Source organism: Streptomyces sp. NPDC002520 (genome assembly GCF_053595235.1).
Map to the genome: position 1 here is coordinate 150,035 of NZ_JBSFXG010000012.1, position 25,498 is coordinate 175,532.

24 protein-coding genes and 3 pseudogenes are annotated in these 25,498 nt (G+C 69.1%); 14 read left to right on the forward strand and 13 right to left on the reverse strand.

All coding sequences use genetic code 11. The features are described from left to right. Window positions 1-61: 61 nt before the first annotated feature. The 4 genes from ACWD5D_RS19195 (at window position 62) to ACWD5D_RS19210 (ending at window position 2,956) form a co-directional block, all read left to right on the forward strand. Window positions 62-1,009, forward strand: a complete 948-nt coding sequence (locus tag ACWD5D_RS19195; protein ID WP_451373889.1) for a YcxB family protein — start codon at window positions 62-64, stop codon at window positions 1,007-1,009. A gap of 48 nt (window positions 1,010-1,057) precedes the next feature. Then, window positions 1,058-1,306, forward strand: coding sequence for a hypothetical protein (locus ACWD5D_RS19200; protein WP_451373890.1), 249 nt, complete (start codon window positions 1,058-1,060; stop codon window positions 1,304-1,306). A gap of 375 nt (window positions 1,307-1,681) precedes the next feature. Beyond that, window positions 1,682-2,227, forward strand: a complete 546-nt coding sequence (locus ACWD5D_RS19205; protein WP_451373969.1) for an AAA family ATPase — start codon at window positions 1,682-1,684, stop codon at window positions 2,225-2,227. 192 nt (window positions 2,228-2,419) lie between these two features. Next, window positions 2,420-2,956 carry a hypothetical protein gene (locus ACWD5D_RS19210; protein ID WP_451373891.1) on the forward strand — a complete coding sequence of 179 codons (537 nt, stop codon included), beginning with the start codon at window positions 2,420-2,422 and terminating at the stop codon, window positions 2,954-2,956. Window positions 2,957-3,120: 164 nt separating this feature from the next. Here ACWD5D_RS19210 and ACWD5D_RS19215 read toward each other — a convergent pair. Continuing rightward, window positions 3,121-3,231, reverse strand: a pseudogene (locus tag ACWD5D_RS19215) (ribbon-helix-helix domain-containing protein); the annotation flags it as partial. A 273-nt stretch (window positions 3,232-3,504) separates the two neighbouring features. Between ACWD5D_RS19215 and ACWD5D_RS19220 the strand changes: the two are divergent. Together ACWD5D_RS19220 and ACWD5D_RS19225 are read left to right on the forward strand one after the other, a co-directional pair. Continuing rightward, window positions 3,505-4,551 carry an alpha/beta hydrolase gene (locus ACWD5D_RS19220; RefSeq protein ID WP_451373892.1) on the forward strand — a complete coding sequence of 349 codons (1,047 nt, stop codon included), beginning with the start codon at window positions 3,505-3,507 and terminating at the stop codon, window positions 4,549-4,551. Between the two features lie 18 nt (window positions 4,552-4,569). Next, window positions 4,570-4,857 (forward strand): annotated as a pseudogene (locus tag ACWD5D_RS19225) (zinc-binding dehydrogenase); the annotation flags it as partial. A gap of 252 nt (window positions 4,858-5,109) precedes the next feature. On the opposite strand, the gene ACWD5D_RS19230 reads toward ACWD5D_RS19225, so the two are convergent. Together ACWD5D_RS19230 and ACWD5D_RS19235 are read right to left on the reverse strand one after the other, a co-directional pair. Beyond that, complete coding sequence (locus ACWD5D_RS19230; protein ID WP_451373893.1) at window positions 5,110-6,624, reverse strand: alpha/beta fold hydrolase; 1,515 nt, start codon at window positions 6,622-6,624, stop codon at window positions 5,110-5,112. Window positions 6,625-6,817: 193 nt separating this feature from the next. Next, complete coding sequence (locus tag ACWD5D_RS19235) at window positions 6,818-7,204, reverse strand: PLP-dependent transferase (RefSeq protein ID WP_451373894.1); 387 nt, start codon at window positions 7,202-7,204, stop codon at window positions 6,818-6,820. Between the two features lie 192 nt (window positions 7,205-7,396). Between ACWD5D_RS19235 and ACWD5D_RS19240 the strand changes: the two genes are divergently transcribed. Continuing rightward, on the forward strand, window positions 7,397-8,023 hold the full coding sequence (locus tag ACWD5D_RS19240; RefSeq protein ID WP_451373970.1) for a GntR family transcriptional regulator: 627 nt from the start codon (window positions 7,397-7,399) through the stop codon (window positions 8,021-8,023). Window positions 8,024-8,216: 193 nt separating this feature from the next. Here the strand turns inward: ACWD5D_RS19240 and ACWD5D_RS19245 are convergent, their stop codons facing one another. Then, complete coding sequence (locus ACWD5D_RS19245; RefSeq protein ID WP_451373895.1) at window positions 8,217-8,507, reverse strand: CGNR zinc finger domain-containing protein; 291 nt, start codon at window positions 8,505-8,507, stop codon at window positions 8,217-8,219. Between the two features lie 48 nt (window positions 8,508-8,555). Here ACWD5D_RS19245 and ACWD5D_RS19250 point away from each other — a divergent pair, with 48 nt between their 5' ends. The 3 genes and pseudogenes from ACWD5D_RS19250 to ACWD5D_RS19260 all read left to right on the forward strand — a co-directional run. Then, window positions 8,556-9,083, forward strand: coding sequence for a hypothetical protein (locus ACWD5D_RS19250; protein WP_451373896.1), 528 nt, complete (start codon window positions 8,556-8,558; stop codon window positions 9,081-9,083). Between the two features lie 295 nt (window positions 9,084-9,378). Then, the gene (locus tag ACWD5D_RS19255; protein ID WP_451373897.1) at window positions 9,379-10,389 is read left to right on the forward strand and encodes a zinc-binding dehydrogenase; all 1,011 of its coding nucleotides are present in this window, start codon (window positions 9,379-9,381) and stop codon (window positions 10,387-10,389) included. Window positions 10,390-10,465: 76 nt separating this feature from the next. Then, a pseudogene (locus ACWD5D_RS19260) lies at window positions 10,466-10,591 on the forward strand (IS630 family transposase); the annotation flags it as partial. A 116-nt stretch (window positions 10,592-10,707) separates the two neighbouring features. Here ACWD5D_RS19260 and ACWD5D_RS19265 read toward each other — a convergent pair. Further along, window positions 10,708-11,499, reverse strand: coding sequence for a carbon-nitrogen hydrolase family protein (locus tag ACWD5D_RS19265; RefSeq protein WP_451373898.1), 792 nt, complete (start codon window positions 11,497-11,499; stop codon window positions 10,708-10,710). 51 nt (window positions 11,500-11,550) lie between these two features. Continuing rightward, complete coding sequence (locus tag ACWD5D_RS19270) at window positions 11,551-12,915, reverse strand: MFS transporter (protein WP_451373899.1); 1,365 nt, start codon at window positions 12,913-12,915, stop codon at window positions 11,551-11,553. Window positions 12,916-13,054: 139 nt separating this feature from the next. On the opposite strand from ACWD5D_RS19270, the gene ACWD5D_RS19275 reads away from it, so the two are divergent. Beyond that, entirely contained in the window at window positions 13,055-13,741 is a 687-nt protein-coding gene (locus ACWD5D_RS19275; RefSeq protein ID WP_451373900.1) for a DUF2848 domain-containing protein, read from the forward strand. A gap of 245 nt (window positions 13,742-13,986) precedes the next feature. Here the strand turns inward: ACWD5D_RS19275 and ACWD5D_RS19280 are convergent, their stop codons facing one another. Further along, window positions 13,987-14,208, reverse strand: coding sequence for a DUF7489 domain-containing protein (locus tag ACWD5D_RS19280; protein ID WP_451373901.1), 222 nt, complete (start codon window positions 14,206-14,208; stop codon window positions 13,987-13,989). A 244-nt stretch (window positions 14,209-14,452) separates the two neighbouring features. Here ACWD5D_RS19280 and ACWD5D_RS19285 point away from each other — a divergent pair, with 244 nt between their 5' ends. Further along, window positions 14,453-14,914 carry a pyridoxamine 5'-phosphate oxidase family protein gene (locus tag ACWD5D_RS19285; RefSeq protein ID WP_451373902.1) on the forward strand — a complete coding sequence of 154 codons (462 nt, stop codon included), beginning with the start codon at window positions 14,453-14,455 and terminating at the stop codon, window positions 14,912-14,914. A gap of 573 nt (window positions 14,915-15,487) precedes the next feature. Here the strand turns inward: ACWD5D_RS19285 and ACWD5D_RS19290 are convergent. The 6 genes from ACWD5D_RS19290 to ACWD5D_RS19315 all read right to left on the reverse strand — a co-directional run bounded on the left by ACWD5D_RS19290 (window position 15,488) and on the right by ACWD5D_RS19315 (window position 24,100). Further along, on the reverse strand, window positions 15,488-17,092 hold the full coding sequence (locus ACWD5D_RS19290) for a hypothetical protein (protein WP_451373903.1): 1,605 nt from the start codon (window positions 17,090-17,092) through the stop codon (window positions 15,488-15,490). A gap of 316 nt (window positions 17,093-17,408) precedes the next feature. Next, window positions 17,409-18,248: a carbohydrate ABC transporter permease gene (locus ACWD5D_RS19295; protein WP_451373904.1), complete on the reverse strand. Its 840-nt coding sequence runs from the start codon at window positions 18,246-18,248 to the stop codon at window positions 17,409-17,411. Continuing rightward, window positions 18,245-19,609 carry an ABC transporter permease subunit gene (locus tag ACWD5D_RS19300; protein WP_451373905.1) on the reverse strand — a complete coding sequence of 455 codons (1,365 nt, stop codon included), beginning with the start codon at window positions 19,607-19,609 and terminating at the stop codon, window positions 18,245-18,247. The genes ACWD5D_RS19295 and ACWD5D_RS19300 overlap by 4 nt, the downstream gene beginning before the upstream one ends. A gap of 9 nt (window positions 19,610-19,618) precedes the next feature. After that, entirely contained in the window at window positions 19,619-20,950 is a 1,332-nt protein-coding gene (locus ACWD5D_RS19305; RefSeq protein WP_451373906.1) for an ABC transporter substrate-binding protein, read from the reverse strand. Between the two features lie 75 nt (window positions 20,951-21,025). Then, window positions 21,026-22,657, reverse strand: coding sequence for a glycoside hydrolase family 13 protein (locus ACWD5D_RS19310; protein ID WP_451373907.1), 1,632 nt, complete (start codon window positions 22,655-22,657; stop codon window positions 21,026-21,028). Window positions 22,658-22,828: 171 nt separating this feature from the next. Next, on the reverse strand, window positions 22,829-24,100 hold the full coding sequence (locus tag ACWD5D_RS19315) for an ABC transporter substrate-binding protein (RefSeq protein ID WP_451373908.1): 1,272 nt from the start codon (window positions 24,098-24,100) through the stop codon (window positions 22,829-22,831). A gap of 120 nt (window positions 24,101-24,220) precedes the next feature. On the opposite strand from ACWD5D_RS19315, the gene ACWD5D_RS19320 reads away from it, so the two are divergent. After that, entirely contained in the window at window positions 24,221-24,736 is a 516-nt protein-coding gene (locus tag ACWD5D_RS19320) for a PadR family transcriptional regulator (RefSeq protein ID WP_451373909.1), read from the forward strand. Beyond that, window positions 24,733-25,482, forward strand: coding sequence for an ABC transporter ATP-binding protein (locus ACWD5D_RS19325; protein ID WP_451373910.1), 750 nt, complete (start codon window positions 24,733-24,735; stop codon window positions 25,480-25,482). Before ACWD5D_RS19320 ends, ACWD5D_RS19325 begins: the two co-directional genes overlap by 4 nt. The last annotated feature ends 16 nt before the right edge of the window (window positions 25,483-25,498 follow it).

Consider the following 25,498-nt stretch of genomic DNA (forward strand, 5'->3'; position numbering starts at 1 on the left):
GAGCACGTCCCCTCCCTCCCCGGGGCTACGATCCGGTTGATCACCGAACCGGGGAGGGGACATGGCCGAGGGCCGGGAAGCGACGGACGCCGTCGCGGAGAGACCGGTGGAGCTGGCCTACCGGCTCACCGTCGACGACCTTGGGGCAGCGATCCGCACCCGGGCGAAGGTCACCAGAGCGGGCCGATTCCGGCGTCGGCTGCTGATCTACACGCTGGTGGTCACGGCCGTCGGAGTCCTTCTGTCGACGCTCGGCGACGGCCGGCGTGACACCCCGTGGTACCTGTACCTGGCGCTGGTGGCCTCCGTCGCCTTCATGACCGCCGGGCCGCGGCTGCAGGCCCGCCAGTTCCACCGGCTCAGCGAGCGGCAGGGCGACTTCCGCACCGTCGTCGACGACACGGGGATCCGCCTCACCACCGCCCACAGCTCGGCCACCCTCGACTGGCACCTCTACCCGCGCTATGCCGAGACCCCGGAGCTGTTCGTGCTGCTCAGCGCCGACAAGTCAGCCGTCGGCGTCGGCGTCCTGCCCAAGCGCGGCCTGAGCAACCCGGAGGATGCAGACCGGCTGCGGGCGGTCTTCGGTCGGCACCTCGTACGCGCGGACGCCGCCGCGGCGCCGGACGCCGACAGGACGCCGAGCCGGGGCCGGGACGTCGGGCGCGCAGCGGGTTCCGTCGGGCTGCTACTCCTCGGGCTGGTGCTGCTCTTCTTCGCCTACGCCGCCGTCCAGAAGGCCGTGGACCCAGATGCCTTCCCCGGGCTCCAGCACAACAACGCGCCGGTCTCGGCCATCGCCCTGATCCTGGGGGTGCCGGCCGTCGCCCGCGCGTGGTGGGTCGTACGCCGGATGAAGGTGATGCGGATCGTGACCGCCGTGCTCGCCGCAGCCGTGCTGCTGGTCGGCGGCGCCGCCGTCCACCGCATCGGACCGATGCTGCACTGCTGGGGCTCGGACCGGATCGCCCGGGGCCCCGACGGCGACTACGCCTGCTACCGCTTCTGAGCGGGCCCGGAGCCCACTCCTCGGCGGCTGCGCGGCCCAGCCACCGCAGTGGCCGAGATCAGCTCCACGCTCTGCACGGTCACGCCGTTGCGATTCGACCAGGCCCACAGCGTCGTCGCCACCGCAACCTCGATGGCCGGAGCCATGTGGCAAATGGCGGCCCCCGGCACGGGGCTACGCGACTTCTACGAATCAGAACCCGAACTCGCCCATGCGGTCGTGGACGTCGAACCGCAGCTGACCGACACCGTCAGTGCCCTCCTCACTGGCTACGCCGCGCGCTCGACGACGCAGTGACCCCTGGGCGGGCCGACCGAAGGCCGATGTTGCCGCACGGCACCTGCAAGTTCCGCCACCGGGCAGGCGGCCGTCTGTGACCAACGCTCAGATGCGCAGCAGGCAGGGACGACCGGCGCCCGGAGTTGAAGGCGGGCCACGCCTTCCTCCCCAGGACGACACCCTGGTGGTCCCCACGCTCCCGAATTCGGAATACACGAGCCCTGACACGCTGGGTTTGCCGAGCGTGGTGCGGGCTTTGGACCTGGGCCGTCTCTGGCGATCTTTCGGACACGATCTGGCAATGGCGTTCGGCTTCGTGTGATGCGCGGGCATGCTGGTCCGACGTGTCCGGCCCGATGCCAGGGTCTGACGACCGGGGTGGGGAGGGCCGTGTTGATCGTCTGGGTGAACGGTGCGTTCGGCAGCGGGAAGAGCACGTTGGTGGATGAGTTGCGTCCTCGATGGTCCGAGGCGCTGGTCTATGACCCGGAGATGGTCGGCTATCTGCTGCGGGAGATCGTGGAGGTGCCGACCGGCGACTTCCAGGATCTTCGGCTGTGGCGGCGGCAGGTCGCTGACTTGGCGGTAGGGCTGGTCGAGGAGTACGGCCGTCCGCTGCTGGTCCCCATGACCTTGGTCGACCCTGGGTATGTCGGTGAGATCTTCGGAAAGTTGAAGGGTGCTGGCATCGCGGTTCACCATTTCTTCCTCGAGGTCTGCCGAGAGGTGCTGGAGAAGCGGATCGACGGCCGGAGCTTCACGCTGGATGATCCCGAACGGGACGAGCGGGTGCGGCGCTGGTGCAAGGACAGGATCGGGCCGTGTATGGCCGCGGCGGGCAGCCTTCCCAGCGACACCGTGTTTTTGGACGGCGAGCTGACTTCGCAGGAGTTGGCCGATGTGGTGCTGGCTCGTGTCGGCGTGACTGGGGGCCGGTAGGACTGGTTGTCATGCTTCGAAGTGGCAGGGGACGGGGCTGACACGCGGTCATCCGTGGGAGGTGGCCAAGTGGCCCGAGGTTTACTCCTGGGAAGGGTGACCCTCCTCGGGATTCGCCGGTCCCCGTTCGATCAGCGGTCTACCGTACGGACATGCTGTGCCGCGCGCTGTGGTCATACGAGGAGGAGTTCTGTGTCGTCGCCTTGTGATCCCGAGTACGCGCCCGTCGGCGATGTGGGTGCAGCGCTCATGATGATCGATTCTCGGCTCAGGGCGGTCTACGCCGGCAAGGTCGGGTCCGACCCTGAACAGCAGGAACTGGTGGCCCAGTTCGCCGCATCCTTGGGTCCTGCGGGAGTCGATGCGTTGCTGGACGGGACGTGCACGCTCATCTACATGTTCATGGAGTGGCTGCGGGCGGCCTGCGAGGACCAGGGCGAGGACGTCATCGAGTATGCGGTGCCCGCCCTCGTGGCGACGATGCGGATGATGCCCAAAACCTTCCGTCCCGAGGTCATCCCCACAATGGCCGGGCTGCTCGTTGCCGCAGGCACCGGTCTGAGTCCCAATCTGTGGCGCGTGCAGTACGGAGGCTGGACCGAGGGCGAGATGAATCCCTTGGAAGCCATGACCGTCCTGCTCGCGGAGCACATCAACCGGATTGTCGGCGACCGCGACTTCGCCACCCGCTTGATCACCGAGGCTCTGTCCGGCTCGGACCAGGGCTGACGCGCAGGCGCCGGCCTACGTACCTCGCCTCGCGTACCCGCCGACGCCGGCTGGCGGGGAAGGCGGTCCTCGGAGTGGACACGCAGCGGGACGCTCATGTGGCTGCCGTGCTCTCCTGGTGGGGGCGGTTATCGGCACGGGGGTGTTCCCGGCTACCGCGGCTGGATCCCCAGACGGATGATCTCAGCCTCGCTCATCCCCCGGCGCTTGGCAGCTTCCTTGACGATCGTGAGGTCCTCGGCATCGGCGTAGACGTTCCCACGCTTCATGGGTATGTAACAAGGCCAGCCCGTGAACCAATCCGATGTATGCCTTGGCTGATCGGATCGCCTCCCGCAGGGCCATCGAGTCTCCCTTTCATGCGGTGAAGGCTGCCCGTGCGTACAGGTCTGGGCTCAGGTCATCGCCCGACCTTTTTCGCCATGAGTACCCTCGCTGAGGCCATGAGGCGGTATTTGACGACTGCTGTGGATGTCGCTCAAGGGCCGTGCGTTGCCCATGCTTTGTATCGAACGCCAGTCCCTCAACGTCCCCAGCGGAGTCATCTCATGCGCAGTTGGGCCCTGAATCGACCGCTCGCTCGCGTCTGCGCGGTCGCCGCGCTGCTCGCTGGTTCGACCGTCGGCGCCTTGGCCGCTCCGGCGAACGCGGTCGCCGCGCCCAACTGCCAGGAGTACTCCGTGCCGGTCGTCATGGCCGGGCAGGATCTGGTCATGGCCGGAGAATTGTGTACGCCGTCCCAGGACACGAGCACGGTCATGGTGCTGGTGCCCGGTGCCTCGTACGACTCCACTTACTGGAACTTCCCCTACGACCCGGAGGTCTACAACTTCCGGCAGGCGACGAACAAGGCGGGGCGTGCCACGTTCACGGTGGACCGCATCGGCACCGGCCGGAGTTCCAAACCGCTGAGCACCACGGTCACCGCGACCGATCAGGGCACAGCCGTGCACCAGGTGATCCAGGCGCTGCGCGCCGGACAGGTGGGCGGCCGGCCATTCGGCACCGTGATCACCGGCGGCCATTCGCTCGGTTCGGGGATAGTCACCTGGGAAGCGGCCACGTTCCACGACGTCGATGGTGTGCTCCTCACCGGAATCGGCCACCATCTGGTCTCGACGCACGTCACTCGTTTGTTCACGTCCACGGTCCCGGCGAACCTCGATCCGCGCTTCGCCGACTACGGGCTGGACGCGGGCTATCTGACCACCGCGCCGGGAACCCGTGAGGAGTTGTTCTACGCCCCGGGCGACCCTGATCCCCAGGTCGTCACGACCGATGAGGCCACGAAATCGGTGTTCAGCGCTACGGAGTCGCCTGACAACGTGGCAGCCGTCCTGCTGCCGGTTTCGCGATCCATCGACGTGCCGGTCCTGCTCGCTGTCGGACAAGGCGACCGTTTCTTCTGCGGTCCGCTCCTCGGGGGAGCCGACTGCTCCACATCGGCGACGTTCGCGGCGGCCGAGGCTCCGTACTTCTCCTCGTCGGCGCAGTTGCAGACGTACGTCCTGCCCGGGTTCGGCCACGATGTGAATCTGGCGCCGAACACCCAGCTCTACCAGCAGGCAGTCCTCGCGTGGCTCGACAGTTTCTAGGGTGAGACGCGGTCGGCTGCCCGCGAGCGTGCCCTCGCCCTCGGCGCCGATCTGGCGCTGGCTCCGGACGATCCGCAGTTCGAGGCCCGTGTCCTGGAGGCGACGGAGGGCCACGGCATCGATGTGGCCTTCGACTTCGCCGGTGCGGACGCGGTGCGCGAGCAGGCGGTGTCGCTGCTGGCGCGCGGCCCCCTCGACAGGGCGGGCGGACGCCTCGTCCTGGTCGGCATGACGGACAAGCCGTTGACCGTCACCAACGGCACCCTGTTCAGCGCCGCCAAACGGCAGATCCTGGGCCACTACGGCTGTCTTTGGAGACATCGGGGCTGTTCAGCATCTGCTTGAGTACGCAGGGGTCGGCGACGGACCACGCCGTCACGCCGAGGATGTCGACCCGGGTGGCCACGCCATTGGCCCGCAGGGGGCGGCACTCCGCCTGTCGGCCGGCGCCATTGGGGTGCAGGACGAGAGGGAGACGACGGGGTACTGGTGGGCCATGGGTCCGTACCTTTCTTCGTGGGATCGACGACGGAGGCGACCGGACCCATGGCCCGATTTTCAGCCGGCCGGTGCTGGCAGAGGCGACGCCGCGCACTCCAGGTCCGCGTGGCGGCCGGGGGTGCGGTCCGGCAGCGCGCCAGTGGTGAGGTAGGCGGCGATCGACGCGTCCACGCAGATGTTGCTGCCCGGCGTGGCTCCGTTGCTGGTGCCGCCCGGCACGCTGATCAGCGCAGAGTGCGGGAACCGCGCCCGCACTTCGAGGCTGCCCTCGAACGGCGTCGCCGCGTCGAGCGTCTCGTCGATCAGCAGCGCGCTGCCCACCTTCGAGCCGTTCACGTCCACCGGGTCGCCTGCCTTGGCGCCCCAGGTCCGGCAGGGCGCGTTGAACCAGGTGTTGCCCCAGGTGGTGGACGGTGCCAGGACCGCGGTGGCCTCGGTGTCCGCCTTCCACCGCGCCCAGTCCGACGGCCAGGGCGCGTCCGTGCACACCTCCGCGAGCAGTGCCGCGTAGGTGTTGTCGTTGCCGACCTGCATGAACTGGTCGAACAGCGCCTTCAGCGTCGCGCTGTCGCCGCCGTGCGCCCAGCCGGAGAACGCCGTCCCCAGCAGCGGCCAACTCGCCTGGAAGTAGGGGGCGACCAGGAAGAGGTCGGCCCACTCGTCGGGGCCTATCACCCCGCCGGCCGGCGTCGCGGACACTGCGGCGACTTGCTTGTCCCACTCCTGGATCACGGCATCGCGAGTGGCGCCGAGGTGGTAGACGTCATCGTGCGCGGCGAGCCAGTCGAACCAGAGCAGCAGGTTTTCCTCCAGCCGGACGTCCTGGTCGAAGTTGGCCGCGTCGTACCAGACGCGACGCGGGTCGACGTTGCTGTCGAGCACCATGCGGCGGATCCGCTCCGGGTGGAGCGTCGCGTAGACCTGCGCGATGTAGGTGCCGTAGGAGTGCGCGTAGATGTTGAGCTGCCGGACCCGGAGTGCGGCGCGGATGCTCTCGATGTCCGCGGCGGTGTCGGTGGCCTTCATGTGGTCGAGCAGCGCCGACTGACTCGCGGTGTCGCACGCCTCGGCGTATCCCGCGGTCAGGTCCAGCCACGCCCGCTCCTCGGCGGCCGACGCGGGCTCGTAAGGCGGCCGGTCGTAGGCGAAGTAGTTGGGCCGGCAGGTCAGTGCGGGGGCGCTCGGGGAGACGCCGCGCCGGGCGAACCCCACCCAGTCATACGCGGCTCCGGCGCCGTCGGGCAGCCGGGCGCCCTGCAACGGGTCGGTGTACCCGGAGCCGCCCAGCGGATTGGGGGCGGCCAGCACCACGCCTCGGTACTGACTGTCCGGCACCGTGTGTCGCACGCGCGACAGCGCGAGGGTGATCCGCGTGCCGGTGAGGTCCGCGTGATCGAGGGGCACTTGGAGCGTGCCGCACTCGGCGCCGGCCTGGGCCAGCGTCGGATCCGTGCAAGCACCCCACGTGATGGCGGCGGGCAACTCGGTGGCAACAGCGGCGGCCGAGGGCACGGCAGGCACGGTCAACAAAAGGAAGGCGCCCGTGGCGACGCTGGCCAGCAATCGTCTCACCGGAAAATCTCTCCTAGCCTGGAAGGTTCGGAGCGACCCTGTCAGCCGCGGACCCAGCCGCCCGCCAGCCTTGACCATCCCTTTGACATGTCGTGCATGTTCGTGAAGCACCCTGCCCGTTCGTGCCTCTTTCGTGGAGGCGACTGCCGCCACGTGCAGCCCGACGGGTCTTACGCAGGGCCCGTTGCAACGCTCAGCGCCCTCCGCGCCTCCGCCACGAACGCCTGCCTCGCGTGGCGAAGGGCGTCCGTGCCCCCGTAGGTGGACCTCTGCCCGACGACGTGGTCTCCGGCGGACACCAGGGCCAGCACGGTGTGGTGGTGAGTGCGGCCATCCCGGATGCGGTGACCATGGCGGCCTCGGTGTGCTCCAGTTCCGCGACGACGGCCGCGACTTGTGCGTGGTTCGGGTTGCCGAAGCGGGTGCAGAAGGCCTTGCCCCGCGCGTCGACGGCGGCCTGGGCGAAGCTGTGCGCGTCCTCGGCCCGGAATGCCGCCGTCTGGTAGATGGGCGGTGCCACGGCGCGGTTGAGGTGGATGTCGCGATCGGTGTGAGCGGTGACTGTGGTGCTACCCGGCATGGCGCTCGGAACGAGCCGGCGAGTCAGGCGCGGCCGCCGTCGGCCCCTTGCAGGTCTGTTGCCGGTCTGTTGCCGGTCGGAATGTGGCTCTGGGGCCTTGTCGGTCTCGCTTCGTGCGCAGGTCGCCGCCGGTGTCGGTTGCCCGCATGGTAGCGTCTGTATACACGTTGTATGCGAAGTCTGGGGGTTGCCGTGGCGTCCGGTCGGGAGAAGGCGTACGCGTATCTCAAGGACACGGTACTGACGGATCCCGAGATGCAGGGTGCCTTCCTGTCGGAGCAGGAGCTCGCCGACCGTATCGGTGTCTCCCGCACGCCCATCCGGGAGGCGTTGCTGCAGCTCGCGGCCGAGGACCTGGTCGAGCTCGTGCCCAAGCGGGGTGCCCGGGTGGCGCCTTTGACGGGGCGGGAGATCCGCGAGCTCATGGAGCTGCGGGGCATCGTCGAGCGGTACGCCGCCCAGCGGCTCGTCTCCGGCGAACGGGCGCCGGTCGAGGAACTGCGGTCCCTGCTGGAGCGGCAGCGCGAACTCACCGGCCCCGACCAGGCCCACGACTTCATCGCCGTCGATCACCGGTTCCATTCGGTGCTGGTGTCCGCCGTCGGCAACACGCTCCTGGACCGGCACTACGACGGCCTGCGCAGCCGTCAGGTCCGTGCCGGCGTGGTGGCCCTCTTCAACCAGCAGGGACGACAGGAGGCCGTGCTCCAGGAGCACGGGGCCATCGTGGACGCCCTCGCCGCCGGTGACGCCCAGGCCGCCTGCGCCGCCATCGACCACCACTTGGAGTCGACGCTCAAGGTGCTGCTCGCCGGCTGACGGCCATGTTCAGCGCCGTGACCATCAGACCGGCATCACGATGCGTCCCGTCGCACAGCTCGGCTCACCGCCAGGCCGAACCGGAGAGGGCTGCCCTGCTGCGCCAGGCGGCTCGGTTGCCGACAAGTGGGGCACGACGGCGCGGACCACGCCGGAGACCGGATGTCGGCTGACGGCTGACGGCTGACGGCTGTCAGACCTGGTCTGCGCCGGCCCGCTTGCGCGCACGATAGTTGCGCAGGTTGGCCGCGTTGCCGCAGACGTGGACGTCGTGCCAGACGCCGCTGTTGTTGCGGGAGCGGTCGTAGAAGGCGGTCAGGCAGCGGGTGTTCCGGCAAGACTTCAAACGGCGCAGGGTGTCGGTGCACTGCGCCTGGTAGACCTCTATGAGCGCTAGTGACGCCGCCTGCCGCCATCCCGTGCCGCGCGGCTCAGCCTGGATGACCCCGTGCTCGTCGAGCCGCAGGGCCGTGGGCAGGGTCATCAGTGAAGCCGCCGGGCCGGACTCCGCCGCCACGTCACCGTGCTGGGCGTGCAGGCTCTGGCCACCTACGTCGGCCCCCTCGGCATCCCCCTCGCCACCCTGCTGCTGCTGACCGTCGGCAACTCCACCAGCGGCGCGACCATCGGCACCAACCTGATGCCCAGCGGAGCCCGGACCCTGTCGGAGCTGCTGCCCCCCGGCGCCGCCGTCCGCACCATCGCCGACCTCAGCTACTTCCGGGGCTCCCACGTCCTCGCCCCGCTGGCGACGCTCACCCTGTGGGCCGCAGGTTCCGCAGTCCTGCTGGCCTTCCGCACCACCGAACAGAGCCCGGCGGCCCCCGCACCACCCCAGCCCCAGACCGCCCCGCCCCCGCAGCAGCACCCGCACCCGCACCCGCACCCGTCCGGTAACGACCACCCCGCACCGCACCGGATCACAACCGACGGCCTACCCACAACTGACTGGGCCGGCACCGACGAAGGACACCGCGCACCGGGCAACGGCACCACAGGGCACCCGGCGTTCACCGTGCTGCCGAAAGACCCCGAGGTGATCGCTGAAAGCTCCGTCTGAATCGGAGTCACCAGGGGTGTAGGCGATCGACAGCGGTCCCTTGCGGCCTGCGTCGGCTCCCCGGTCGCTCCCGGTGAGAGTGGGGCGCCAGGAATGCCTCGTGCGGCCCAGAACCCGATCGGCCCATTCGGCTGTGCTGCTGATTGCCCACCGTGCGAGCGTGACCGGGGGCTGCGTGAAGGCAGGCAGCTGATGCGTCTGGACGGTGTACCTGGCAGACAGCGTCTGCCGCTGGAGGACATCGGCTGATGTCCCCCAGCAGGCCCCGCACGTACCAGCGCGCAGGAGGAGAGCCATGAACCGGCGTGTCGTCTACACCCGTGGCGGACCGCCCGCCGACGTCCTGACCGTCATCGAGGAGCCGGAGCCGGAAGTTCCCATGCGCGGCCAAGTCCTCATCCGGACCACGGCCTTCCCGGTACACCCTGGTGATCTCCACGCCATCGAGGCCTCCCCCAGGGATGCCGTGAATCCGGTGACACCCGGCATCGAGGCCACCGGTGTGGTGGAGGCGATCGGCCCGGGAACGCGCGTGGCGCCGGGTGTCGAGGTCGGCGGCCGCGTGACGGTCTTCCCCCAGCCGGGGGCGTGGTCCCAGTGGATCGTGGCGGATGCCGGAGCGGTCGTCGCCGTACCGGACGAATTGTCCGACGAGGTCGCCGCACAGATGCTCGTGAACCCCCTCACCGCAGTGATGCTGCGCCGTGAGGCGCAGGAGCACGCGGCCTTCGGATACGACGGCTTCCTGGTGCAGACCGCCGCGGGCTCGTCGGTCGGGCGGCTGGTGACAGGCGTCGCCCAGTTCCACAACTTCGCCCTCATCAACATCGTCCGCAGCGAGCGCGGCGCCACCGAGTTGCGCAAGCGGTTCCCGGACGTACCGGTCGTGGCGACAGAACATCCGGACTGGGCCGACGACGTCCGCAAGGCGGCCGGAGGCCGTCCGGTGAGCGTGGCCCTCGATCCGATCGGGGGGAAGACGGCGGGAACTCTTCTGGACCTCCTGGCGCCGGGCGGGAAGCTGGTCAGCTACGGGATGATCGCCGAGGAGCCGATCTCGGTGCATGCATCGACGCTGGTCGGCAAGTCCCTGACGCTGCGGGGCAAGAACATCGTCAGCGGGTGGCCGTCCGAGGCGTCCCCCGAGAGGCGGGCGTCCGACATCGCCACCGCGAAGCAGATCGCGCTGGCGCTCGCGGACCAGTTCGACGTGGCCGCCGCATACGGCCTCGGAGAGCTGGCCGCCGCCGTGGAGCACGCGGTACGGCCCGGCAAGGCCGGCACCGTCCTCGTCCATCCCTGGTAGCGGCGGCGGACGTCGGTGGAATCTCGATCACCCGGTCAGCGCCGCTGCCGTCCCGGACGCACACCGGTTTGACTCAGACGTCCGCCGCTGGGCGATGAAGCACAAGGCCGAACTGTGCTTCACCCCGACCTGCGTCTCCTGGGCCAACCCCACCGAGGCGCGCTTCGGCCCGCTCCGGCAGTTCACCCGCGCCGACTCCCACGGAGTCTCGAACGGGTCGCGTTCCTCGGTGCCGGGCCGATGGCAGCACGGTGCCAGCGCGGTGTCGGCCCGATGCTCAAGGGTCTGCAGGGGAGGTGGGGCTCCGGTCCGGGCTTCTCATCGCCACAGTTCTGGGCGCCTGTTGGCCAGTACCGAGGTCTTCTGGCGGACTGTGGTGACCTCGTCGATGTCCAGGTCGGCGACGAGCAGTCCGGGTTCGGCGCCCAGGGCGTGCCGTACGGTGCCGTCGGGTCCGACGATGCGGCTGTGTCCGATGCCTGTGGGCGCGGGGCCCGGTTCGGTGCCGGGGTCGGCCTGGTCGACGGCGGCGAGCCACAGGGTGGCGTCCAGGGCGCGGGCGCGGACCAGCAGTTCCCACTGGTCGAGTTTGCCCGCTCCGGCGCCCCAGGAGGCGGCGAGGAGGGTGGCGGTGGCCCCGGCGTCGGCGTGGGCGCGGAAGAGTTCGGGGAATCGGATGTCGTAGCAGGTGGCCAGGCCGAGTCGTACGCCGTCCACGTCGATCAGTGTCGTGGTGGAGCCCGCGGTGACGGTGTCGGACTCGCGGTAGCCGAAGGCGTCGTAGAGGTGGATCTTGTCGTACACCGCTTCGGTGCCGTTCCCGGTGGCCAGCAGGGTGTTGGTGACCCGGCCTCCGGGGGCCGGGGTGAACATGCCGGCGACGACGACGGTGCCCGTCGTCCGGGCGATCTGCCGTACGCCGTCGGCCCAGGGGCCGTCCAGGGGTTCGGCGAGCGGGGCGAGGGGGGTGCCGAAGCAGGCCATCGAGGCTTCCGGGAAGACGACGACGCGGGCTCCGGTGTCGGCGGCGCGGCGGGTCCAGTCCTCGATGAGCCGGAGGTTCTTGTCGGGGTCGGGGCCGGTGGTGAGCTGGCTCAGGGCGATCCGCACGGTGCGGTTCCTCCTTCGAAGAGGGCGGGGGTGGGGGGTTGGGGAGTGTGGTCAGCCGGGGAAGGGGGCGTCGGCTGTGGTCGGGGTCTTCGGGGTGGCGAGACGGGTGTCCTCGTCGAGGGCGGCTTCCGCGTCGCGTCCGAGAAGGACGCCTGCGAGGGAGACCGCCGAGGCGAGGGCGATGTAGGCGGCGAGCGGTATCCAGGTGCCGTAGGCGCTGAGCAGGCTGGTGAACAGCAGGGGGGCGACGGCGCCGCCGATGATCCCGGCCAGGGTGTAGGCGAGGGAGGAGCCGGTGTAACGCAGCCGGGGGGAGAACTGTTCGGCGATGAAGGCGGCCTGGGGTCCGTACAGGCAGCAGTGGATGACGAGGCCCACGACGACGCCGGTGGCGAGTGGCAGCCAGGTGCCGCTGTGGACCATCGGGAAGAACACGAAGGGCCACACTCCGGCGGCCACGGCGGCGCAGCCGTACAGCAGGCGGCGGTTGATCCGGTCGGAGAGGGCGCCGGCCAGGGGCATGAGGAAGACCTGGAGCGAGGAGCCGATGAGGACGGCGGCGAGGGCGGAGCCGCGGGACATGCCGAGTTCGTTGGTGGCGTACGTCAGGACGAAGACGGTGAACATGGCGTACAGGACGTCGGGGCCGACGCGGCACAGGATCGCGGCGAGCAGGGCGCGGGGCTGGGTGGTGAAGACTTCGCGGATCGGGGCCTCGGGACGGGTGTGTTCGGCCTCCATCGCCTTGAACACCGGGGTCTCCTCGAGTTTCGCCCGGATCCACAGGCCGAACGCGACGAGGACGCCGGAGAGCAGGAAGGCCACGCGCCAGCCCCATGATTCGAACTGGGCTTCCGTCAGCAGGGCGCCGAGGACGGCGAGGACGCCGTTGGCGAGCAGGTTGCCTGCGGGCGGGCCGACCTGTGCGGCGGAGGCGTAGAAGCCGCGGCGGCGCGGATCCCCGAACTCGCTGGACAGCAGGACGGCGCCGCCCCATTCGCCGCCTACGCCGACGCCCTGGGCGAAGCGCAGCACGACCAGGGCGATCGGGGCGGCGACGCCGGCCGTCGAGTACGCCGGAAGGACGCCGATCAGGAAGGTGGCCGCGCCGATCAGGACGAGGGTGGCGATCAGGACCTTCTTGCGGCCGATGACGTCGCCGAGGCGGCCGAAGACGAACCCGCCCAGGGGGCGCGAGACGTAGCCGACGGCGTAGGTGGAGAACGCCAGGAGCGTGCCGGTGAGCGGGTTCTTCGAGGGGAAGAACAGGTCGCCGAAGACCAGGGCGGCCGCAGCGGAGTAGACGGCGAAGTCGTACCACTCCAGGGAGGTGCCGGCCAGGCTCGCGGCGAAGGCGCGGCGCACGCCCGATTGTCTGTCGGAGCTCTTCACGGCGTCGTGCGGGGTGTCGTGCATGGTTCCCATCCTTGCTCGGGGACATCGACCTTCCGGCATACTTCTTGTATACAGGTCGTATGCGCAAGCCCTGCGCGAGAACTCGGGCCGCGGAGAAATCCGATCCGCGGGCCGTCCCCTGCGATCTCTGGGAGCCCTCATGGCCGTGCTGACCTTCGAACTACCCGACGGATCGACGCGCGAGGTCGACGTCGTCCAGGTCCTCAACGCCGGATACGCCGGACGCAGCCAGGAGGACGTCGCCGCCCACGTCGCGGAACTCGCCGAACTGGGCGTGCCGGGCCCGTCGGTGACGCCGGCCCTCTACCCCGTCTCCCCCTACCTCGCCCAGCAGACCGACCGCGTCCAGGTGCAGCACGGGCGCACCTCCGGCGAGGCGGAGTGGGCGCTCGTCGTCGCGGAGGGCGGGGAACTGCTGCTGACGGCGGCCTGCGACCACACCGACCGCGACCTCGAGGTGCACGGCGTGGCCTGGAGCAAGAACGCCGGCCCCGACGTCCTGGCCCGCCGCGCCTGGCGCCTGGCCGACGTGGAGTCCCGCATCGACGAGCTCACCCTGCGCGCCTGGGTCACCCACGGCGGCACACGCACCGAGATCCAGAGCGGCACCCTGGCCGAGCTCCTCGCCCCGGCCTACTGGGTCGACGCCCTGCGCCTGCGCGACGCGCTCACACCCGGCACCGTCCTGATCTCCGGCACCATCCCCATGACCCCCGGCGTCGACCAGTTCGCCGACGGCTGGAGCGTGGAACTGGGCGACCCCGCAACCGGCGACACCATCCGCCTCGGCTACGACGTGCAGCCCATGCTCGCAGCCATCGGCTGAGGCGCCGCCTCACCGCAGGGCAGCCCCGGCCGGGCCTTGTCAACAAGTAGACACCGCACACGCGAGGGCCCCGCTGCCGTTCGGCTGCGGGGCCTCTTCGTCTTCCGGCCGGTCAGTCCCGCCTGACCATGCCTGGATCGATGTCCTTCGCGTCCGGCGCGTTGACATACACCTGGGAGATGTACCGGCCACGGAATTTGGACGCCACACCGGCAAAATCGGTTCACGCAGGCATCGGTGGGCTGCTATCCCTTGACCGGATCGTCGCCCGGCCGCTTGACGATCCGGTCACCGACCGCGATCGATTTCCAGAGTCCCCTGTCGATCCGGACCTTCACGGATTCACCGTCGGCAAGACGGAGCTCGACGAAGTGGTACATGTTCGAGCCGTCGAGCATGCCCCGGGACTTGTCGGTGACGACACCTTCCCAGGATTCATTTCCGTCCGCTTTGCGAGATTTGAACATGACGTGGAGTCTACGAAGGTCGGCAGCCGACCCAGCAGTGCCTCGGGGCACATCCTGCGGATGACACATGTCATACCGGCGCCCGAAACAACCTCGGCGCGGTATGTGACCGCGCACGTCCGCCGGCCGCCCTGAGCACCGAAGTCGGTCGCCCCGAGCCAAGAGCTGAGGAGTTCATCGGTCGCTGGGAGTAGGTCCTGCGCCTCAGGCGCGCTTCGCGCCTGCTTGGCTAGGGTCTGCCCTCATGGAGACCACAGGAATCGTTCGTCGCCGGACGGCGGAGCGTATGCGCGACGCTCTGGAGCGGCTCGTTACCGAGCGGGATGTATGGGTGTCGACGGCTCACCCTGACCACGGGCCGCACCAGGTGCCGCTGTGGTTCTTGTGGGATGGGCGGGCAGTGTGGATGTGCACCAGCGCCACTTCCGCGACTGCGCGAAACGTCCGCAAGGAGCCGCGCGTGCGCCTGTCGCTACCGGACACCTTCGACGTCGTGCTCCTCCAGGGTGAGGCGGAGTGCTTCCCGGACCAGGAGGTACCCGAAGGCGCAGCGGAGGCGTTCGCCGACAAGTTCGGGTGGGATCCACGCGTGGAAGAGGGTTCCTTTCTGTATGTACGCGCAGTCCCGACGACTGTGCGCGCTTGGCGCGGCGTGCCCGAACTACGCGGGAGAGTCATCATGCGCGACGGAACGTGGCTGGAATGACGGCCGTCCCTCGCCGACGCGCCTCTCTCGGGTCACGATCTACATCTGGAGTATCAGGCCCTTCAGTCGTAGATCATGGTCCGGGTCGTAGTTCGTCGATCTCGCTCGGCTGGTAACTGGCGTGTATGCAGGTCGAGTTGCCGCACGCTTTGGTAACGGTGTCGGACCGGGAGTGGGCGGAGGAATGGGCCGGGCAGCTGGATGACCTGCTGCTGGAGGTCGGCCGGTTCTTCCCGCTGGTGGATGCGTGGCGGCGGGCTGCGGCGTGTGTGCGGGGCTTGCCGGGGCCGGTCTCGCGGAAGAACGGCTGGCAGTCGGCGGAGTACTCCGACGACTGTGCGCCGTGGAATCAGCAGCATCTGCTGGACCAAACGCCTGCTCGTCCTGCTGCCCCCGCAACCCGACCGGGCCGAGCACATCCGGCACGGTCTCACCTGGTCCGCCTACCGCCGCCTGCATCAAACCGTCGCCCGCCCCTGCCACCGCCGCACCCGCGCACGACGACCCATCGACCGGCCCGCATCCCACACAGCGTCAGAAGTACCGCAAGGACCGTGATCTACAACTGAAGGGTCAGGCCGAGAAGAAGGCCGTGAGTGATGCGAGGATCGCCAGGGCGGGCTGTGCGATGTCCGCGCCGGAGGCCAGCAGGGTCCGCAGGCGCTCGAGACGAGTCCTTGCGGCCGGCAGATCCGGTTCCGGAGTCGTGCCGAGGCGGGCGAGGTCGTGGATCACACCGGCTGCCGTATCCCTGTCGGGTGCGGCCATGTCCCGGCTTGCCAGGACGAGCCGAAGCAGCTGGATCAGGTCGTCAGCGCGGGCAGTCGTGGCGTATGTGTTCTGGAAGTCTCTGATGACGGTGTCCTGCGGACGGTTGATGAACGTGGTGTTCTCACCCTGGAAGTAGAAGTTCTCGGACACTTCGGCTCCTTCGGTTCCTGCGACAACGACGAGACTGTTGTTGACTGCGAGTCCCACGGCTGGGGGGACCAGCTTCCGCAAAGCCGATTTGATCGCCCTCTCGGCCTCGCGGACGGCGGAGAACGCATCGGCATCGGCATCACGGGAGCGGGCCAGGAGGTTCTGGAGGGCGTCAGGCGCAGGGGCGTATTCGGCAGTGTCCCTGAAGGCCGAGGAATATCTGTAGTAGTCGGAGGTGGGCCCGTACCGCGCCAGCCGTCGGCGGTCCTCTTCGGCTTCCGGTGACTGAACGGAGTCCGTGACCGGACGGACAGCCCGATCGATCGCTCCGAAGAGGGACCGGAAGTAGGCCGTCGAGGTGTGCTCGATAGGGAAGACGATCTTCCTGTCATTGTCGCGCGGGCCTTGAGGGGAGCGGAAGAAGACAAGGCAGGGGAGCTGCTCTGGCCCAAGACCGAGCCGGGCGGCGACTTCATAGGCGCCTTGCGGGTCGTACGGTGTCCATCGGAGCCAGTGCATGGTGGACATGACCCGGTAAAGCTCGGGTTCCAGATGGCGGCGCCAGTACTTCTTCGCATTCGACCAGTTGGCGCGTCGCTCCACGACGAAGACCCGGGTGGCGGGTCCGGACAGCGCGTTCAGGTCGTCGAAGTGGGTTCGCACATAGGTCGCAAGCTCGACGTCGGCATCGGTGTAGAGCAGAACGCCCCACAGCCGCGGACCTCCCGCCGGAGCCGTGGAGTTCTCCGCCAGCTGGAGCCACCGGAACAGCTCGTCCGGATTTCGCGGGGCGGCCATCGAGTAGGCACCCTCGGCCGGGTGCTCGATCGACAGGACGAGCAAGTCACCGTCGGCCAACCCGACCTCGCCCACGGTGAGTTCAGTGGAAAGCCGCTCATCCGTCGCGGAGTCGGAGAGCCACACGTCCATGATCCGGTCGGCAGTCCAGGCAGGGGAGCCAGAGTTCGGGACCGTCGAGGGGTCGGGGCGCGCCGCGTCGAGACGGCGGGCCTCGGCCAGGCAGTGGGACGTGAGTTCGCCGATGGTCATGACGCCCATGTCGCTGTCGGGCACGGAGAATTCGAAGGTACCCCGGCGCGTACGCCGGTCGAGTTCGAGCCATCGACCGCCCCCCGCGGCGCCATCGAATTCCCCCGAACTGATCAGCTTGTCCAAGGTCCAGGAGAAGCCGGCTCCGTACGAGCCGTAGCGGACATCTGCCCAGTCCCCCTCCTGGACGTCAATGTGCAATCGCATATCCTGTGCCCCCTCGCCCGGTCTGACACCTCGTCCTGATTATGGGGGACGACGCTCGGCGCCGCGGCGACTCCGTCCACGGCCGCTTCAACCGCCGGGCCTCCTTGATGGAGGCCCGGTACTTGGATCAGGTGTGGGCCGAGGAAAGGGGGCGCTGAGCTGGGGTGCGGGAATCGCGTGCCGTGGCGTCACCCTCCTTCTCTTCGGCAGGCCCGGGCCCGGGCGGCACGATGCTCCCGCAACCGGTCACGACGCGCTCCGACGCGCGGTCAGGCAGTACACCCTCAGCGACCGGTGCGAGCGTTTTTCTCCTTGGTCACTTGACTGATCCGGCCATGACTCCCTGCACGAAGTGCCGCTGGAAGGCGAAGAACACCACCACGGGGACGACCAGGGAGAGGAATGCTCCGGGGGCCAGGACGTCGATGTTGCTGCCGAACTGGCGGATCTGGGACTGGAGTTCCACGGTGAGAGGCTGGCTGGAGCTGTCCGCGAAGAGCAGGGCGACCAGCATGTCGTTCCAGACCCACAAGAACTGGAAGATGGCGAGGCTGGCGATGGCGGGCCGACCGAGAGGCAGGATCAGGCGGGTGAAGATCCGCCATTCGGTGCCGCCGTCCATGCGTGCGGCTTCCAGCATTTCCTTGGGCATTTCGGCGAAGTAGTTGCGCAGCAGGAACACCGCGAACGGCAGGCCGTAGGCGACGTGGAAGAGGACGACTCCGGGGATGGTGCCGAACAGGCCGAGTTGTCCGAAGAGTTTGGCCACCGGGAGCAGGCCGATCTGGACCGGGACGACGAGCAGGGCCACCACCAGGAGGAAGAGTGGTTCGCGGAAGGGGAAGTCCAGCCAGGCGAAGGCGTATCCGGCGAGTGCGGCGATGACGACGACCAGGGTGGTGGCCGGCACCGAGATCAGCACGGTGTTCCAGAAGGCCTGGGTCATGCCCGAGTTCTTCAGCAGCGCGCTGTAGTTGCTGAGGGAGAGCTGGCCGGGGTCGGCCAGGGTCGTCCACCAGCCGCCCTTGGCCGTGTCCTGGGCGGAGCGCAGCGAGGACAGGAAGAGGCCCGCAAGGGGGGTGAGCCAGACCAGGCCGATCACTACGAGGAAGATCTGGACCAGGCCGTTGCCCAGGCCGCGCCTGATCGCGTTCATCGTTGACTCCTTCGGAACCTGCGGACGTTGAAGACCATCGCGGGGATCACCAGGAGCAGGAGGAGTACGCCGAGGGCACTGCCGAGGCCCTGGTTGTTGCCTCCGCCGAAGGACACCAGCCACATCTGGGTGGCGAGGACGGTGGCGTCCTCCTGCACCGGCCCCGGCGCGATGATGTAGACGAGGTCGAAGACCTTCATCACGTTGATGACGAGCGTGATGAAGACGACCGTCAGGACGGGGGCCAGCAGCGGGACGGTGATGCGCCGAAAGATCTGCCATTCGTTCGCGCCGTCGATGCGGGCCGCCTCCAGCGCGTCGCGGGGCAGGGTCGACAGGCCCGCGCCGATCAGGACCATCGCGAAGCCGGTCCAGATCCACAGGTAGGCGCCGATGATGGCCGGCGTGACGAGGGCCGGTCCGAGCCAGGAGATGCCCTGGTAGGGCGGGGCGAAGTTCGATGCGGGCAGCTTCACCTGGTAGGGGCCGGTGGAGAGTTTCGCGAGACGGAAGGATCCGTCGGCGGCGGTCGTCGTGCTCGCGACCGTCTTGCCGTCGCGCACCGCTTCGACGGTCATGCCGGGAAGGCCGGACTCCTTGGGGTCGACCGCGCCCTGTTTGCCGCCCCCGCCGGGGGTGAAGTCCAGGTAGACCACGCCGCCGAGCTCGCCGGAGGCGGCCTTTCGGGTGGCGGCCGGGTAGGCGGGTGAGGCGTTCTTGGGCAGGTCCTTGGGCAGGACGCCGACGATCGGCAGGGTCACCGGGTCACCGGGCGAGACGCTCCCGGTCGTGATATAGGCCCCGTCGTGCGTCTGGGTCAGTCCCTGGCCCAGGCGTGCCCTGGCGGTCGGGTAGGACGAGGTTCCGTCGAAGGCGTCGTGGACGGAGACGATGGCGGCGTTGAGGACACCCTTGTCCGGGTTCTCGTCGTAGGCGAGGCGGAAGATGATGCCGGCGGCGAGGAAGGACACGGCCATCGGCATGAACAGCAGGAGTTTGAAGGCGGTGGCCCAGCGGACCTTCTCGACCAGGACGGCGAGGATCAGTCCGAGCCCGGTGAGCAGGGTCGGGGCCACGACCACCCAGATGGCGGTGTTGCGGATGGCTTTGAGTGTGGCCGGGTCGCGGAACATCTCGGTGTAGTTGTCGCCGCCGACGAAACGGGTGCCGGAGGCGTCGAAGAAGCTGCGGCCGACGGAGAAGAGCACCGGGTAGACGACGAGCGCGCCGAGCAGGAGCAGGGCGGGCAGGACGAAGAGCAGGGCGATCAGCCGGGCGCGCCGGCGGACCCGGCGCCCGCGTGCCGCGTGATCGGCATGCGGGCGTCCGGTCCGCCGCGAGGCGACGGTGGTGGAGGTCATGGTGTCCGCTCAGCCCTGGTAGGCCTTGGCCGCCGCGGATTCCAGCTTTGCCGCGGTGCCCTTGGGGTCGGACGGGTCGCGCAGGAAGTCCTGCAGGAGCTTCCACTCGCCGGCACCCTTGGTGCCGCCGAAGGCGGCCGGTGCCTGGTCGGACATGTCGAAGCGGACCGAGTTCGAATCCCCGGCGGAGACGAGGGACTTGGCCGTGGCGCGGGTGACGTCGTCACCGTAGGAGGCGGGGTCGAGCTTCTTGTTCGGGGACAGGAAGCCGCCCGCCTTCGCCCACACGGCTGCCGCCTCCGGCGTCGCCAGGTACTCCAGGAGCTTCATGCCGGCCTTGGAGTTCTTGGCGTCCTTGAGGACGACGGCCGCGTCGCCGCCGCTGACCACCGGCGCCGTGCCGCCGCCGACCGCCGGGAAGGGGAAGAAGTTGGCGTCCTTGCCGATGGTCTTCTGGAACTGGTCATGGGCGACACCGGCGACGAAGTCGCCCTCGTAGACCATGCCTGCCTCGGGCTTGGGCCCGAACACCTTCTCCACCGAGCCCGGGAAGTCGGTGTTGAGGGCCCCCTTCTGCCCGCCCGCTATCAGCTGCTTGTCCTTGAAGAGCTTGCCGAGCGTGGTGAGCGCCTGGACCACACTGGGGTCGGTCCACTTCAGCTTGTGGGCGGCGAGGGCGTCGTACTTCTCGGCGCCGGCCTCGGAGAGGTAGATGTTCTCGAACCAGTCGGTCAGGGTCCATCCGTCCTGCCCGGCGACCGCGAAGGCGGCGAGGCCGGAGTCGGAGATGGTGTGGCCGACCTTGAGCATCTCGTCGTAGGTCTTCGGCGGCTGGACGCCGGCCTGGGTGAGGGCGGCGGGGCTGTACCAGACGGTCGACTTGTGGGCGGCCTTGAAGTAGAGGCCGTAGAGGGTGCCGTCGACACTGCCGTACGACTTCCACACGGGCGCGTAGTCGGCGGTGATCGTCTGCTGGGCGGTCGCGGACAGGGGCTTGAGCCAGCCCTGCTTCGCGAACTGCTGGAGGACGCCGACCTGCGGGACCATCACGACGTCGGGCGCGTTGCCGCCCTCGATCTTGCTGCCGACGACCGTGGAGACGTTGTCGCCGGTGGACACGAACTGGGTCTTGGCGCCGGTCTTCGCGCTGAACGCGTCCAGCACCTTCTGGAAGTTCTTCTGCTCGCTGCCGGACCAGACGCCGGCCACCGTGACCGTCTGCCCGCTGAGCCCCTTGTCTCCGCCGCCGGCGGTGGGGGTATTGCCGCCGCAGGCGGTCGCGCCGAGTGCCAGGGTGACGGCGATGCAGCCGGTGAGCAGGGTGGTACGTCGTCGCATCATCGTTGATGTCCCTTCGAGGGAGTGCAGGTTGACGGTGGAGTTCCGTTGACGGGGGAGTTCAGGTGTCGGTGGGGTTCAGGTGTCGGTGTCGTCGCCCAGCCACCAGGCCGCGGTCGAGCCGGGCAGCACTCCGGCCGGGCAGGGCCCGCTGGACAGCAGCGGGGTGCCGGAGACCGGTGCGGGCGTGGGGTTCGTGGTGAAGTTGACGGCGCAGACCAGGCCGTCGCCGCGGACGAAGGCGAGGACGCCCGGCGTGGTGGTGAGCCAGCGCAGCGTGCCCTCACCCAACTGGGGCAGGGAGGAGCGCAGTTGGAGGCCGTCGCGGTACAGGTGCCAGAAGGAGCGGGTGTCGGCCAGGGCGCGGTCGGTGGCGTACTGGGCGAAGTACTCGGGCTGCGGAAGCCAGGGTTTGGCGCCCTCCATACCTGAGGTGAAGCCGAACGGGGAGGCCTGCCCGGACCAGGGCAGTGGTACCCGGCATCCGTCGCGGATGCGGGCACGACTTCCGGTGCGGCGGAAGATCGGGTCGGTGAGGACGTCGTCGGGCAGGTCGACGACCTCGGGCAGGCCCAGTTCCTCGCCCTGGTAGATGTACGCCGCCCCGGGCAGCGCCAGCATCAGCAGCGCGGCGGCGCGGGCGCGGGCCGGGCCCAGGCCGCTGCCCTCGGGCGCGGGTTCGCCGTAGCGGGTGACGGTGCGGACCTGGTCGTGGTTGTTGAGGACCCAGGTGACCGTGGAGCCGGTGCCGGCGATGTCTTCCATCGCCTCGTGGATGACCTTGCGGAAGGCGTCCGCGTCCCAGGGGGCGCCGAGCAGGTCGAAGAAGAAGGCCTGGTGGAGTTCGTCGGGCCGGACGTAGCGGGCGTGTTCGCGGGCGGTGGGCACGGAGACCTCGCCGACCAGGAGACGCTCGCGGCCGTCGCGGGCCGTGTACTCCTCGCACACCGCGCGCCAGTGCCGCCAGACGTCGTGCACCTCGGGCTGGTTCCAGGCGAGCGGGTTGACCGAGTCGCGGGTGCGGGCGTCGGCCTCCGGGTCGTCGGAGTCGGGGAGTTCGGGGTGCTTGTACAGGCCGGCGGCGACGTCGATACGGAAGCCGTCCACGCCCCGGTCCAGCCAGAACCGCAGGATGCGGTCGAACTCGTCGGGTATCTCGGGGTTGCGCCAGTTCCAGTCGGGCTGTTCGGGCGTGAACATGTGCAGGTACCACTGGCCGGGGCGGCCGTCCGCCTCCGTGACGCGGGTCCAGGCGGGGCCGCCGAACATGGCCTGCCAGTTGTTGGGCGGCTCGTCGCCGCCCGGGCCGCGGCCGTCGGCGAAGTGGAAGCGGGCGCGGGCCGGGCTGCCCGGCGGGCTCTGCAGTGCCTCACGGAACCAACGGTGTTCGCTGGAACAGTGGTTGGGGACGATGTCCAGGAGGACCTTGACGCCGAGTCGCCGGGCGGCCGTCATCAGTAGATCGAACTCGGCGAGATCCCCGAAGAGCGGATCCACGTCGCGGTAGTCGGCGACGTCGTAGCCGTGGTCGTGCTGGGGCGAGGGGTAGAAGGGGCTCAGCCAGATCCCGTCCACGCCCAGCTTCTTCAGGTACGGCAGTCCGGCCCTGACGCCGGCCAGATCCCCGATGCCGTCTCCGGTGCTGTCCAGGAAGCTGCGGACATACACCTGGTAGATCACGGCGTCGCGCCACCAGTGGTGCCTGTTCAACCCATTGACCTGTTCTCTATGTAGGGCAGCAGTTATGCATACATGTTAAGTAGCTGCGTCGCGAGAGTGTCAATAAGAAGAACGAAAGCTACCGTCGAGTCACGGGAAAATACGGGTAGGAATCTGGACATTGTGCAGCCAGATGAGACGCCAGCGTTACCTAACGTGTAACTAGCGGCGGGCGACGGCGTCGAGTTCGCGTGCGAGACGTCGCACCGCAGCCGCAGGCGTCTCCTGCCCGGTCAACGCGTCATGGACGACCGCCTGCACGACCAGGCTGACCTGGTCGTAACGCGAACTCTTGGGGCGTGGGGCGGCCGTGAGGACGGCGGCACGCAGAGTCGGCAGATAGGGGAACCGTGCGATGAGCGCGGGGTCTTCGTAGAGGTCGGCACGCACCGGGGGCAGTGAGCCGCGTGTGAGCACCTCGCGCTGGACATGCTCGCTGGTGAGATAGGCGATCAGCCTCGCCGCCGAATCGGGGTGCCGGGCATGCGTGTTGACAGCGAGATTGGAACCGCCGAGAACGCTCTTGCCCGGCCCGTTCGGTCCGGGCAGGGGGACGGCGCCGATCCGGCCGGCGACCTTGGAGCCCTTGGCCGAGGCCACGGCGTAGGCGTAGGGCCAGTTGCGCAGGAAGAGCAGGTGGCCGTCCTGGAACGCCTGTTTGGACTCCTCTTCCTTGTACGTCAGGGCCGCCTTCGGAATCCAGCCCTCGCGGATTCCGCGGGCGAGGAACCCGATGCCCTCGCGGGCGGCGTCTGAGTCGACGGTGACGCGGGTGCCCTCGTCGCCGAGGATCGTGCCGCCCGCCGAGTAGACCGCCTCGGCCGCGTTCACGGTCAGGCCCTCATAGGGCAGCAGCTGGCCCGCGTAGCCGCCGAGGCCGTGCCGGGGCGCGATGGTCTTCGCGTCGTGCTCCAGCTCGGCCCAGGTACGCGGGGGCGGGACGCCCTCCTCGGCCAGGACGTCCTTGCGGTACAGCAGCAGTCCGGCGTTGGTGACGTACGGGACCGCGTACAGCCGCCCGTCGTAGGTGGCGGTGTCCACGACCGGCGGCAGGAAGGTCCTGAGCGGGAAGCGGCTGGGCGGCAGCGGTCGTATCCAGCCGGCCGCGGCGAACTCCGAGGTCCAGTTGACGTCGATGTTGAGGACGTCGAACCGGCCCCGGTCACCGCCGCGCAGGTCGGTGGTCATCTGCGCGTGTGTCTCGTCGGCGGAGTCCGGCAGCTCGACCAGGGTGACCTTCTCGGCGGGGTGGGTGCGGTTCCAGCCCTGCAACAGCGGGCCCAGATAACCGGTGAGGTCGCCGGCGGTGGCCAGGGTCAGCGGACCGCGGCCGCACGTGTCGCACTCACCGGCACGCGCCCCGGGGGCCGCGTAAGCGCTCGCAACGACGGCGAGTGCGAGAAGGCCCCTACCGGCGGCACGCATCCACCGCATAGGTTCCTCCTTGCACACCCGGCGCCGGGCACCCTCGCCCTGCGTCAGAGCATGTATACCTGTTATATATGAGCGATACTAGGGCCAGGAGTACATTGACCGGAGGGGAGGAAGAGGATAGTGCGCCAAGCCCTCCTGGCACTCCTCGCGCGCGGCCCGGCCCACGGCTACGAGCTGAAGCAGGAACTTGAGCAACTGCTGGGCTCCGCGTACCCTCAGCCCAACGTCGGCCAGATCTACGTGACCCTTGGCCGCCTCGAGAAGCAAGGGCTCATCGAGGGCGAGGACATCGAGCAGTCCAGCCGACCGAACAAAAAGGTCTACCACCTCACCGACTCCGGGCGAAACGCGCTGCGCGCCTGGTTCGACGAACCCGAGGACGAGCCCCGGGTGCGGGACGAGTTCTTCATGAAGCTGGCACTCGCCCCGCAGACGGGTCTCGCCGACCAGATCGCCCTCATCAACAAACAGCGACGCCAGTACCTCAACACCATGCGCAGCCTGTCGAAGCTGGCCGCGGCCGAGGACCGGGACAACCGAATCGCCCAACTGCTCATCGAGGGCGCCATGCTGCACCTTCAGGCAGACCTGGACTGGCTGGAGCGGTGCCAGGAAGAACTGGAGGAGCTGCAGTGAGCGACAGCCGGCCTCCCGTGCTGCGCGCCGAGGGACTGGTGAAGACCCACCACGGCGAGGGCGCACCCGCGCATGCCGTGCGCGGCGTCGACCTGTCCGTGGCCCGGGGCGAGTTCGTGGCGATCACCGGACCGTCGGGGGCGGGCAAGTCGACGCTGCTGCACCTGCTCGGTGGTCTGCAGCGCCCCGACGAGGGCAGCATCTGGCTCGACGGCCGGTGCACCGACTCCTTCAGCGAGGCGCGCTGGGCGGTGGAGCGTCGACGCGCGATCGGGATCGTCTTCCAGTTCTTCAACCTGGTGTCGAACCTGTCGGTCGCCGACAACGTCGAACTGCCCGCCCTGCTCGCCGGCGTCCCGCCCAGGCGAGCCCACGCGGAGTGTGCGTCGCTCCTGGGCGAACTCGGTCTCGACGGCAAGGAACGCAGCCTGCCGGGCGAACTGTCCGGCGGCGAGCAGCAGCGCGTCGCGCTCGCCCGGGCCCTGATCAACCATCCGCCACTGCTCCTCGCGGACGAGCCGGCCGGCAGCCTCGACAGCAAGGGCACCCGCGAGGTGATGCGCCTGCTGAGCCGCTTCCACGGGCGTGGCCAGAGCATCGTCCTGGTCACCCACGACGCCCGCCTGGCGAGCGCCGCCGACCGGGTGATCAGCTTCTACGACGGCCGCATAGCCGACGACGCCGCACTGGACGGCACGCCCTCCCGCAAGCCCGGGACGTCGGGCGTGCTGGAGCTCAGGGACTGATCGCGGTGCGTCCCCG

Bases quoted from the DNA above. Each gene is read 5' to 3' on its own strand.
- ACWD5D_RS19195 (WP_451373889.1), top strand. From the start codon at position 62: ATGGCCGAGGGCCGGGAAGCGACGGACGCCGTCGCGGAGAGACCGGTG.
- ACWD5D_RS19220 (WP_451373892.1), top strand. From the start codon at position 3,505: ATGCGCAGTTGGGCCCTGAATCGACCGCTCGCTCGCGTCTGCGCGGTC.
- ACWD5D_RS19235 (WP_451373894.1), bottom strand. From the start codon at position 7,204: ATGCCGGGTAGCACCACAGTCACCGCTCACACCGATCGCGACATCCAC.
- ACWD5D_RS19245 (WP_451373895.1), bottom strand. From the start codon at position 8,507: ATGACCCTGCCCACGGCCCTGCGGCTCGACGAGCACGGGGTCATCCAG.
- ACWD5D_RS19255 (WP_451373897.1), top strand. From the start codon at position 9,379: ATGAACCGGCGTGTCGTCTACACCCGTGGCGGACCGCCCGCCGACGTC.
- ACWD5D_RS19270 (WP_451373899.1), bottom strand. From the start codon at position 12,915: ATGCACGACACCCCGCACGACGCCGTGAAGAGCTCCGACAGACAATCG.
- ACWD5D_RS19275 (WP_451373900.1), top strand. From the start codon at position 13,055: ATGGCCGTGCTGACCTTCGAACTACCCGACGGATCGACGCGCGAGGTC.
- ACWD5D_RS19280 (WP_451373901.1), bottom strand. From the start codon at position 14,208: ATGTTCAAATCTCGCAAAGCGGACGGAAATGAATCCTGGGAAGGTGTC.
- ACWD5D_RS19285 (WP_451373902.1), top strand. From the start codon at position 14,453: ATGGAGACCACAGGAATCGTTCGTCGCCGGACGGCGGAGCGTATGCGC.
- ACWD5D_RS19290 (WP_451373903.1), bottom strand. From the start codon at position 17,092: ATGCGATTGCACATTGACGTCCAGGAGGGGGACTGGGCAGATGTCCGC.
- ACWD5D_RS19295 (WP_451373904.1), bottom strand. From the start codon at position 18,248: ATGAACGCGATCAGGCGCGGCCTGGGCAACGGCCTGGTCCAGATCTTC.
- ACWD5D_RS19300 (WP_451373905.1), bottom strand. From the start codon at position 19,609: ATGACCTCCACCACCGTCGCCTCGCGGCGGACCGGACGCCCGCATGCC.
- ACWD5D_RS19305 (WP_451373906.1), bottom strand. From the start codon at position 20,950: ATGATGCGACGACGTACCACCCTGCTCACCGGCTGCATCGCCGTCACC.
- ACWD5D_RS19315 (WP_451373908.1), bottom strand. From the start codon at position 24,100: ATGCGGTGGATGCGTGCCGCCGGTAGGGGCCTTCTCGCACTCGCCGTC.